Origin of the sequence: Actinomadura violacea, from assembly GCF_017573465.1 — a bacterium.
Classification (GTDB): Bacteria; Actinomycetota; Actinomycetes; order Streptosporangiales; family Streptosporangiaceae; genus Spirillospora; species Spirillospora violacea.
In genome coordinates this window covers 294,204-304,374 of the sequence record NZ_JAGEPF010000014.1, presented here as the reverse complement: position 1 = coordinate 304,374, position 10,171 = coordinate 294,204, and the positions used below count along the sequence as shown (strand labels likewise).

Genomic DNA, 10,171 nt, shown 5'->3' with positions numbered 1-10,171 from the left:
TTGCATGTGTTAAGCACGCCGCCAGCGTTCGTCCTGAGCCAGGATCAAACTCTCCATCAAGGTCCAAACGACCACCCGGGGGGCGAACCCCGAAGCAGCCAAACCTCAGAAGAAAATCCCAGCAAACGATCCCGAAGGATCGTATTGCCTCAAAGAAATCCCCACCACCCCCGAAAACGAGGATGGCCACGGGGTTGGTCCGGCCATGCCGGCCGAACCGATAAAGGCACTGGCTTTTAACACGCTGTTGAGTTCTCAAGAAACGGACACCCACCGCGCCGGATCCGCTTTCGCGTTTCCCGCCCCGGGGCGACTGATCCTTACTTTATCAGATCCGCTCGGAGTGTCAATTTCCGGGCTTTTCCGATTGCCTTTCCGGTCCGCTTGCGCGGCCCTTCCGGGCGGTGTTGCCATTTCATCAGATCCGGCTCGATTTGCAAAATCGGGCCTTACCGACGCCATCACCGTACGGCTGACACGGCAAAGCCGCGTCGGCTGCTGAGTGGTGGTTTCCCCGCCGGGCCGGCCGCCTTCCGGCGTCCCGCTCCCCTGTGGGGCGAAGTGAACAGTATGCCCACCGACCGCCGTCGTCAAACCGGCTCGCGGCCTCCGGGTGGGACGGGCCGGGCGTTTCCGGCACCGACCTCCCCGGCCGTGCGGCTCTGACCTCGGGGTTTGCCCTGGAACGCGCCCTTAGAAAGGGGCATTCCACGCGTACCGTCGCGGGCGAAAAATTCCTTGCCGGCCTTCCGGCGGCAAGGCTCGCGCGGGGACGGGAGGCGCCCGTCAGGCCGGCGAGCCCTGGCCGCGGGTCAGGTGATGTCCTTCGATTCGTGCAGGTTCAGGTCCATGACGATCGCCGTCATCACGGCCATGGTGCGCAGCGGCTCGTCGACCGGATCGAAGATCTCGACGCTGTACTTGTCCGCCGTGGTCAGCAGGTGGGTGGCCAGGCCCGCCCACTTCTTGCGGACGTGCGCGACCTTGCCGCCCTCGGTGTCCATCACCTCGAAGTTGTTGCGCGGCAGGTCCACCGCGATCGAGCCGAGCCTGCCGCCCTCCCCGTCCCTCAGGACGTACCGGCGGCCGATGCGCTCGGTGACGAACGAGCCGACGAGCTCCCCTTCGGAGCCGCGCACCTCCGTCAGCTCCCGCCCGCGCCGCTTGTCCACCACGTACAGCGGTTCGCCACCGGGCGTGGTCAGCAGGACCATGTGGGCGTCGAGGTCGGACTTGCCGGGGAAGATCGTCCGCAGGGCCTCCACGCGTCCCTTCTCCGCCGTCTCGCCGGCGACGGCCAGGACGGTTCCGTCCTCGTCGAGGACGCGGTACCTCGACTTGGCGAACGGGCCCCTGCGCGGCTGTTCCACCTTGAGCGTCGGGGAGCTGAACACTTCGCTCACGCGTTCTCCTGCCTCATCGGCCGCTCACGCGGGCCGTCCACCGAGTCCGTCGGCCGGCGCGTGCGGGACGCGCCGTCCAAGCGGCGATCCTGCCAACACCGGCCCCTCAGGGGAAGCGGTCACATGCCCCCGCATGGACGTCCCCGGCGGGCCACGGCGCTGACCTGCGCGCCCGTCCGTCATTCGATTCCGCGCGGAAAGCTTCCTCTGGCGAACGCGAGACCGGCCTCTCGCCGATCGAACGGACGGCCTTCCGGGCGCGTTCCCGAGCGGGCCCGCTTCGGCTAGCTGCCGTGCCCGCGGACGACCGCGAGGCAGACGGCGGACGCGAGCCCGAGGACGCGGAGCGGCTGCGGCGTACCCGGGTCGAAGGTGATGGTGCGCGGAGCGTCCTCGGTCGCGAGCCACGGGTCGTCCGGGTCGACGCGTCCGTACACGGTTCCGAGACGGTCGGTGATGTCGAACGTCCCGCCGACGAAGGTCTGCAACGCGCCGGCGACGGCGCGCAACCTGGTCCGGGGCTTCCCCGTGCGCGGCGACACCGTGCGCATCTCGCCTACGAGGTTTCCGTAGGCGTCGTGGAACGGGTAGTACGGGCGTCCCTTGCGAGAGGCGATCGCCACGGTGCCGAGTCGCGCACCGTCCGGACGCAGAACATGCGTCACCGGCTTGCGGACGTGGCTGGAGGCCCGGCTCACGGTCAGCAGCGGACGCCCCCGGGGATCGACGACGTCCACGGTCCGCTCGAAGCCGGCGGCGCTGCCGGGACCGGCCGCGTCCAGCGCACCGCGCCAGCCCGTCCGCCCCCGCTCCTGGGCGGACGCCAGCGGACGACCGTGCTCATCGGTCGCCGAATCCTTGTGCACGCGGAACGTCCGCGCGTCGAGCAGAGAGACCACGAAGCCGCCTTCAGCAGAGACCAAGAGGGGCGGTTCCCGGAGGAACCGCCCCTCTCATCACCTGCGATCGTACGGCCGCCGCCACGGACGGCCGCGCACGATCGCGCGGCTCACGGACCTGCTCAGAAGTCCATGCCGCCCATGCCGCCGGACGGGTCGCCCGCCGGGGCCGGGCTCTTCTCCGGCTTCTCGGCGATGACGGCCTCGGTGGTCAGGAACAGCGCGGCGATCGACGAGGCGTTCTGCAGCGCGGACCGGGTCACCTTGGCCGGGTCGAGGATCCCGGAGTCGAACATGTTGACGTACTCGCCGGTCGCGGCGTTCAGGCCCTCACCCGGGGTCAGGTTGCGGACCCGCTCCACCACGACGCCGCCCTCGAGGCCGGCGTTCACGGCGATCTGCTTCAGCGGCTCCTCCAGAGCGCGCTTGACGATGTTGGCACCGGTGGCCTCGTCGCCCGCGAGCTCCAGCTTGTCGAACGCCTTGGTGCCGGCCTGCAGCAGCGCGACGCCGCCACCGGGGACGATGCCCTCCTCGACCGCGGCCTTGGCGTTGCGGACGGCGTCCTCGATGCGGTGCTTGCGCTCCTTGAGCTCGACCTCCGTCGCGGCGCCGGCCTTGATGACCGCGACACCGCCCGCGAGCTTGGCCAGGCGCTCCTGGAGCTTCTCGCGGTCGTAGTCGGAGTCGGTGTTGTCGATCTCGGTACGGATCTGGTTGACCCGGCCCGCGATCTCGTTGGCGTCACCGGCGCCGTCCACGATGGTGGTCTCGTCCTTGGTGATGACGACCTTGCGGGCGCGGCCCAGCATGTCGGTCGTGGTGTTCTCCAGCTTGAGACCCACGTCCTCGCTGATGACCTGGCCACCGGTCAGGGTGGCGATGTCGCCCAGCATGGCCTTGCGGCGGTCGCCGAAGCCCGGGGCCTTCACGGCCACGGACTTGAAGATCCCGCGGATCTTGTTGACGACCAGGGTCGCCAGGGCCTCGCCCTCGACGTCCTCCGCGATGATCAGCAGCGGCTTGCCGGACTGCATGACGCCCTCGAGGACGGGCAGCAGGTCCTTGTTGGCCGACGCCTTGCCCTGAACGATCAGGATGTAGGGGTCCTCGAGGGTCGCCTCCATCCGCTCGGGGTCGGTCACGAAGTAGTGCGAGATGTAGCCCTTGTCGAAGCGCATGCCCTCGGTCAGCTCGAGCTCCAGACCGAAGGTCTGGCTCTCCTCGACCGTGATGACGCCTTCCTTGCCGACCTTGTCCATCGCCTCGGCGATCATCTCGCCGATCTGCGGGTCGCCCGCGGAGATGGACGCCGTGGAGGCGATCTGCTCCTTGGTCTCCACGTCCTTGGCGAGCTTGGACAGCTCCTCGCTGACCCGCTCGACCGCGGCCTCGATGCCGCGCTTCAGCGACATCGGGTTGGCGCCGGCGGCGACGTTGCGCAGGCCCTCGCGGACCAGCGCCTGGGCCAGCACGGTGGCGGTGGTGGTGCCGTCACCCGCGACGTCGTCGGTCTTCTTCGCTACTTCCTTGACGAGCTCCGCGCCGATCTTCTCCCAGGCGTCCTCGAGCTCGATCTCCTTGGCGATCGACACACCGTCGTTGGTGATCGTGGGGGCGCCCCACTTCTTCTCCAGCACGACGTTGCGGCCCTTGGGACCGAGGGTCACCTTCACGGCGTCGGCGAGCTGGTTCATGCCGCGCTCGAGGCCGCGCCGGGCCTCCTCGTCGAACGCGATCATCTTTGCAGCCATAGGCTCCTAGTCCTCCCGGAACAAGGTGGCTTAAAGGATCGAGCCGACGCCCGCGACGGACGGCCCCGCGTCCGGCGGCTGCCATTCCGCCACCGGAGTGGGGCCTCGTCGCCCCGACCCAGACTGTGAAGCTGTCACTCTCCACAGTAGAGTGCCAACCGTTTTTTAGCACTCTACCCTGCCGAGTGCAAGCGCCGCGCACCCTCGCCGGAGTCGTCTTCGCCTACTTGCTCAGACTCGCTCTGACCTGCGCCGGAGGGTCGAGACTCACTGCCGGGCATGTGTCGATGTGCTCCGTTGTGTGCGATCGTGCGCCGGTATTCGCGGAACACGTGCCCGAGGGTGGGGGGTGGGGGTGGCGATCCGTTCCGCGCGTTCCGCGGCCGGAGTAGGAGGAGCCCCCAGCGCTGCATCGATGCGCCGGTTCATGATGTCCTCATCGCCGTCGATGCAGTGAGCATACGTGCTCTGCAACACGGCGATGGAGTGCCCGGCACGAGCAGCAACGCTCTCCGCCGGGACACCTCCGCTCAGCCACAGCGACAGGCACGCGTGCTGCAAGTCGTACGGCCGCTCCGCCAGCGGCGTAGCGAGCTGGGCAGGAGTGAGGACATGTTCACGAGCCCGCCGCCAGATCGTCTCGTAACTGACAGGCGCCAGCCGGTTCCCACGCTCGCTGCGGAACAGTCGGCCGTCCTCAGCCGTCCCGAAGCGCTCGATGTGCGCTCGCAGGATGGCGACCAGTTCAGGACTGGCCGGAACGGGACGCCTCACACCGTCCGCCCAAGCCTTGAGGCTGCGAGGTTGGTGGTACCGGCCGTCATCCGTCCATTGCGTACCGGCGGCCGGTCTCGGTGACTGTCTTGGGCAGCTCCCACCGCACGTCGTTGAGCGGATTCACTGGGAAGACCTTGAGTTCAACGGCATGGTCCAGGCAGGAGCGGAACACCGAGTGACGCCGTTGATGAACTTCGCCGCCGCCGTCTCACCGTCAAGGGGCGGCGGCGCTTGGGCCGCTGCGCGGCCCCGCGCTTGGCCGCCCGGAGCGTGCAGCGTGGGCGCCGGTCACCGGGCTGCCGCGCCGGGCCGCGCATCGGTGCTCGGCCGGGCTTGCCGGTCGCCGGGCCGGTCCGCTCAGGGGACGCACCGCCGCACCAGAAGCGGCGAGGCAGACGGCCCCGTCCGCACCCCGGGTCCCGTCCTTTACCGTGCGGACGACCCCACCGCATGCCAGAGAGTAAACGGTCAGCCATTCGCGCGAACGAGCACCCGGAGGGATGCGCGTCCGTTTCGCCTTGTAGCAGATCGGGATGCGGTGCCTTGCGAGCGTTCTGAGCGGGCTCTGTCCTCAGCTGATGTAACCATGCGGCCATGGGAACTTGGGGTAAGGGACCGTTCGATGAAGACACGGCGATGGACTTCTTCGATGACCTTGAGCCCTGCGACGCTCAGTTGCGTGGCGAGCGTTTGAAGGCGGCCATTCTGCGGGTGTCGGGGGGGCCAGGGACACATCGAATTCGTTGAGGGCACGCAGGCGGTGGTGGCGGCCTCGCTGCTGGCAGGTGTCATGCCGGACGCCGAGGATGAACCGTGGACGGCGTCGTTGACGACCGGCCTTCTGGATGAGCTTGCTGCCGAGGCGGTGGTGGCGGTGGAGCGAGCGCATTCGCCCGGTAGCGACCTGTGGGAGCAGTGGAGCGAAGCAGGTGGATACGACCAGGTGTGGAAGGAGCTGGCGCCGGTCCTCGGGACACTTCGCAAGGTTGGAGAGCCCGAACAGGACCGCTTGCTCTGACCTCACCCGTTGATCCTGGGAGCCACCGTGGGAGCCACGAGGGCAGATGATCTTGGATCGGGGTGAACTGGTTCGGACGCGGCGCAGGTCATCGGCCTAGGGCACTCGCCAACGAACAGCGGCCCCTCCGGTGAGAGACCGCTGCAAGCTGATGATCTCGTCAGGTCGACGAGGTCTGTTGGACGTCTCAGCCTTCCCGACGTCGGAGAGAGACGAAAAAGAAGGTCGAGCTGACCGTGCCGCCAGCAGTCATGACCGCCCCGGCGGCGCGGAGGTCACCCTTGGTGAAGATCAGAACCGTCGCCTCACAGACGAACCAGGCCACTGTCGCTCCGATCGCCATCGCGAAGAGGTATCGGGTGGTGGCTCGGGAACTGGTGCCGTTGCGCTGACCCATGTGTGATCACGCCCTCGGGTTTTTGGTTTGAGCCTCGCGTGAACGCGGGCGGCGCCGGTCCATGGAAGACCGGGCTAGCGAAGACCGTCCGGACCCGGATCCGGCTCGCCACACGCCAGGCAAGCGGGGGCCGGCGCGCGGAACAATTACTTGCTCAGACTCGCTCTGACCTGCACCGGAGGGTTTCACCCCTTCGCCGGACACGTCCCGTTGTGTCCCGCCACACGCGCCCACCCACCGGTTTTCACGGAACACCTGCCTGAGGCCGGTCACCCCGCCGCTCTGCCACAGCAACAGGCTCGCACCGCCGTCGGCGTCGCGAACTGGGCAGATGCGAGGACATGTTCAGGAGCCCGCCGCCCCGTGAGTCGGTGGGCGTCTCGCGCGAACGGCCACTCCGAGCCGTCGGCATCTACGCCTGCCTACACTTGCGAGATGGAAAGTGACGAATCGGTGCGCAGCCGCTTCCAGGTGACGTTGCGGCCGACTCCCCCACCTCCGGCAGGCATACGTCAGGTCGCCTCTAGTGATGCTTCTGCGCTTGGTGCCCTGATGTGGGACGCCTATCGGGAGACGCCGGACGAGGAGGACGCGGGCGGCCCGATCACACGTCGGGCGAGGGTTCGGGCGCACGCTGATCGAGGCGGTCATGCATGCGCTGGCCCTACAGGGACACGACACACTGACTCTCGCAGTGACGCGGCGCAATCACCGTGCGCGGCACCTGTACCAAAGTCTCGGATTCGCCGAAGTCCCCTTGCCAGCCAGCAACGAGAGCGAACAACAGCGAACGCGCTCTAGCTGATCTCGTGACCGCCCAGCGGTTTTCACGGAACAACCTTGAGGGACCTCGCCGCCGTCCATGAGACGCCGGCGAGGTGTGCTGCCGGCTGGAATGAAGGGTGCTGGTCGAATGTGGCCGGGCGGGCTCACTTTCTTCGCAAGTAGAGCAAGCCGTATAAGGCCACGCCGGCCAGCGGGAGGAGGATGATCGTGGCCCAGGAGGTGTCCGGCGCCAGCACCGGCTTCATGAGCACGCAGTACAGGAGCCCCGCCAGGAAGAAGACTCCGCGCAGGGCGAACCGGCGCCTCGCGGATCCGATCGGGCCCACGCGCTGCCGGGCGGCGCGGATCTCCTCGGAGGCCCGGCGCGGCTCGGGTGAGATCGGGAAGCCCGCGGCCTGCAGCGCGGGGAGAACGGCATAGCCCTCGGACGTCCAGAAGACCAGTACCTGGCCGTCGCGGGTTTCGATCCCTATCCCTTTCGCGAATGGCGGGTTCGAGCAGGGATAGGCCGCGACCACGTCGGCCGGGGTCAGGTGAAAGCGCTTGCGGGCGGCGGTCAGGACGAGCCCGGAATGGCTCAGCCTCAACGAGGCCAATGGCCAGGTGGCGTTCATCCGCCCCAACGTCACGGACGGGACGTTGGCCCCGCCTCGCCATGTCGTGGACGGGACCTGGGGCCCGCCCCGCCACATCATCGACTGTTCCATGAGGGTCACCCCTGCGTCATGGATCACTGGGGCGGGCCAGCGGTCCGGGTACCGAGAGCCGAACCTTGATCGTATCCCTCGGCCCCGGACGCGAACAGGCCTGGACGATCAGAAGGGCCGGACGGCGCGGGCCTGGAGGCCGTGGTCGCTGGAGGGTTCGGGGGTGCGGGGTTCGCGGACGCCGGACGGGTCCGGGGGCGGCGGGGGCGCGTCGCCGGTGCTGTCGTAGAGGTCGCGCGGCATCACTATCCAGGCGCCTCGGTGCCACATCGCGACGTGCGCGTAGCGGTCCACGAACGGGGTCCGGTAGAGCACGCGGACCCACCATGGGGCGAGGTCCGGCCGCGCTTCCATGCCGTCGGGGGGACCCCAGTTCCAGCCCGGCATCGTTCCGGACGGCGGCTGCCAGCCGGCCGGGGACCTGTAACGGGACGGCGGGAGCGGGAGGGCGTCGCGCGGCATCCGGTCAGGATGTCATGTGGCGAGGGTCAGAGGGGCCGGCCCGCCGTTCGGCCGTGCCCCGGCCCCCGCCCCCGCGATCGCGGGGACCGCGGTCGACCCGGCGTGATCGGGGTCGACCCTGCCCAGCGCCTCGGGGACGGGGGCCGGATGGCCGGTGGCGGTCAGCCGCCGGCGACGGCGGGGATGATCGAGATCTGGGTGCCCGCGGGGGTCGCGGTGTCCAGGCCCTCGGCGAACCGGACGTCCTCGTCGCCGACGTAGACGTTGACGAACCGGCGGATCTTGCCCGCGTCGTCGAGGATGCGGGCCGCGATGCCGGTGTAGCTGGCCTCCAGGTCGGCGACCACGGCGCGCAGGGTCGAGCCCTCCGCCTTCACTTCCGCCTCGCCGCCGGTGTAGGTCCGCAGGATGGTCGGGATGCGGACGGACACGCTGCTCATGTGCTGGCTCCTTCTCGTTCTCAGGCGAGGCCGGCGGCGCGGAACGCCTCCAGCGTGGGGGCGATGTCGGCGCTCGGCTTGGCGACGGGCGCGACGGCGTCGAGGGTCTTCAGTCCGTCGCCGGAGTTGATGATCACGGTCTCGGCGGACGGGTCGAGGGTGCCCGCCTCGACGAGCTTGCGCAGGCAGCCGACGGTGACGCCGCCCGCGGTCTCGCCGAAGATGCCCTCGGTGCGGGCGAGCAGCCGGATACCCTCGACGACCTGCTCGTCGGTGACGTCCTCGACGGCGCCGCCGGTGCGGCGCGCCACGTCCAGCACGTAGGGGCCGTCGGCGGGGTTGCCGATGGCGAGGGACTTGGCGATGGTGTCGGGCTTGACCGGCCGGACGACGTCGTGGCCCGCCTTGAACGCGGCGGACACCGGGTCGCAGCCGGCGGCCTGCGCGCCGAACACGCGGTACGGCCTGTCCTCGACCAGGCCGAGCTTGATCAGCTCCTGGAAGGACTTGTCGATCTTGGTGAGCTGGGAGCCGGACGCGACCGGCACCACGATCTGGTCCGGCAGCCGCCAGCCGAGCTGCTCGGCGATCTCGTAGCCGAGCGTCTTGGAGCCCTCGGCGTAGTACGGGCGGACGTTGACGTTGACGAACGCCCAGTCCTCCTGCTCGCCGGCGATCTCGGACGCGAGCCGGTTCACGTCGTCGTAGTTGCCGTCGACGGTGACGAAGGTCCCGCCGTACACGGCCGTCGTGATGATCTTCTGCGACTCGAGGTTCGACGGGACGAACACCGCGCTGCGGATCCCGGCGCGGGCCGCGGCGGCGGCGACCGCGTTGGCGAGGTTGCCGGTGGACGGGCAGGCCAGCACCTTGAAGCCGAGCTCGCGCGCGGCGGCGAGCGCCACCGCGACGACGCGGTCCTTGAACGAGTGGGTCGGGTTGCCGCTGTCGTCCTTCACCCACAGGCGCTGCAGGCCGAGGCTCTCGGCGAGGTTGTCGGCGCGGACGAGCCGGGTCAGCCCGGGCTCGGTGTTGGGGGTGTCGGCGACGGTCGACGGCACGGGCAGCAGCCCGCGGTAGCGCCAGATGTTGCGCGGGCCGGACTCGATGTCGGCCCGGGTGATGCCGCCGAAGTCGTAGGCGATCTCCAGGGGGCCGAAACACTCCTCGCACGCGTAGAACGGGCCGAGTTCGCGGCGGGATCCGCATTCGCGGCAGACGAGGGCGGTAGCGGGTCCGAGGTCTGTGGCAGGCGTGAGTGCCATGAGGGCGAGGCCTTTCTCCCCATCTTCCCTGCGCCACCTTGGTCGCAGGCCGGAGTTGGCACCATCTCCCGGCCGGCCTCGCAGGATCGCGAGCGCGCCATAGCCGGGTGGTTGCCGGGGCTTCGCAGGGCCGGTCCCTCCACCCCTCTGGATGAGCGGTATTCAGTTATGGTCGAGCGCTTTGAGCTCGTATGCGAACTTTACATGACCTGACCGGATGGCAGACAGGTGGGTCCGCACTGTGAGACATTACCCGGCGTGGT

General features: G+C 69.0%; 11 protein-coding genes, 1 rRNA gene and 1 riboswitch. Of the genes, 3 read left to right on the top strand and 9 right to left on the bottom strand.

The window, feature by feature from the left end; genetic code table 11:
* The 4 genes from J4709_RS24015 to groL form a co-directional block, all read right to left on the bottom strand.
* Positions 1–60 (bottom strand): 16S ribosomal RNA (locus J4709_RS24015); the annotation flags it as partial.
* A 752-nt stretch (positions 61–812) separates the two neighbouring features.
* Complete coding sequence (locus tag J4709_RS54855; RefSeq protein WP_208244020.1) at positions 813–1,403, bottom strand: phospholipid scramblase-related protein; 591 nt, start codon at positions 1,401–1,403, stop codon at positions 813–815.
* A gap of 284 nt (positions 1,404–1,687) precedes the next feature.
* A complete protein-coding gene (locus J4709_RS24005; protein ID WP_208244019.1) occupies positions 1,688–2,302 on the bottom strand; it encodes a hypothetical protein in 615 nt (204 codons plus the stop codon).
* 122 nt (positions 2,303–2,424) lie between these two features.
* Positions 2,425–4,056 carry a chaperonin GroEL gene (gene groL / locus J4709_RS24000; RefSeq protein WP_208244018.1) on the bottom strand — a complete coding sequence of 544 codons (1,632 nt, stop codon included), beginning with the start codon at positions 4,054–4,056 and terminating at the stop codon, positions 2,425–2,427.
* A 1,371-nt stretch (positions 4,057–5,427) separates the two neighbouring features.
* Between groL and J4709_RS56190 the strand changes: the two genes are divergently transcribed.
* Together J4709_RS56190 and J4709_RS23990 are read left to right on the top strand one after the other, a co-directional pair.
* Positions 5,428–5,580 (top strand): DUF4259 domain-containing protein, encoded by a 153-nt coding sequence (locus tag J4709_RS56190; RefSeq protein WP_208244017.1) that lies wholly within the window; start codon positions 5,428–5,430, stop codon positions 5,578–5,580.
* Positions 5,567–5,851, top strand: a complete 285-nt coding sequence (locus tag J4709_RS23990; RefSeq protein WP_307801484.1) for a DUF4259 domain-containing protein — start codon at positions 5,567–5,569, stop codon at positions 5,849–5,851. The genes J4709_RS56190 and J4709_RS23990 overlap by 14 nt, the downstream gene beginning before the upstream one ends.
* A gap of 187 nt (positions 5,852–6,038) precedes the next feature.
* On the opposite strand, the gene J4709_RS23985 is transcribed toward J4709_RS23990, so the two are convergent.
* Entirely contained in the window at positions 6,039–6,248 is a 210-nt protein-coding gene (locus tag J4709_RS23985) for a hypothetical protein (RefSeq protein WP_208244015.1), read from the bottom strand.
* 565 nt (positions 6,249–6,813) lie between these two features.
* On the opposite strand from J4709_RS23985, the gene J4709_RS56185 reads away from it, so the two are divergent.
* On the top strand, positions 6,814–7,053 hold the full coding sequence (locus J4709_RS56185; RefSeq protein ID WP_208244053.1) for a GNAT family N-acetyltransferase: 240 nt from the start codon (positions 6,814–6,816) through the stop codon (positions 7,051–7,053).
* Between the two features lie 124 nt (positions 7,054–7,177).
* Here J4709_RS56185 and J4709_RS23975 read toward each other — a convergent pair whose 3' ends face one another.
* The 4 genes from J4709_RS23975 to thrC all read right to left on the bottom strand — a co-directional run bounded on the left by J4709_RS23975 (position 7,178) and on the right by thrC (position 9,908).
* Positions 7,178–7,648: a hypothetical protein gene (locus J4709_RS23975; protein ID WP_208244014.1), complete on the bottom strand. Its 471-nt coding sequence runs from the start codon at positions 7,646–7,648 to the stop codon at positions 7,178–7,180.
* A 201-nt stretch (positions 7,649–7,849) separates the two neighbouring features.
* Positions 7,850–8,203, bottom strand: coding sequence for a hypothetical protein (locus tag J4709_RS23970; RefSeq protein ID WP_208244013.1), 354 nt, complete (start codon positions 8,201–8,203; stop codon positions 7,850–7,852).
* A gap of 161 nt (positions 8,204–8,364) precedes the next feature.
* Complete coding sequence (locus tag J4709_RS23965) at positions 8,365–8,643, bottom strand: MoaD/ThiS family protein (protein ID WP_208244012.1); 279 nt, start codon at positions 8,641–8,643, stop codon at positions 8,365–8,367.
* A 20-nt stretch (positions 8,644–8,663) separates the two neighbouring features.
* A complete protein-coding gene (gene thrC, locus J4709_RS23960; RefSeq protein WP_208244011.1) occupies positions 8,664–9,908 on the bottom strand; it encodes a threonine synthase in 1,245 nt (414 codons plus the stop codon).
* A gap of 16 nt (positions 9,909–9,924) precedes the next feature.
* Positions 9,925–10,066, bottom strand: a riboswitch (SAM riboswitch).
* Positions 10,067–10,171: the final 105 nt, after the last annotated feature.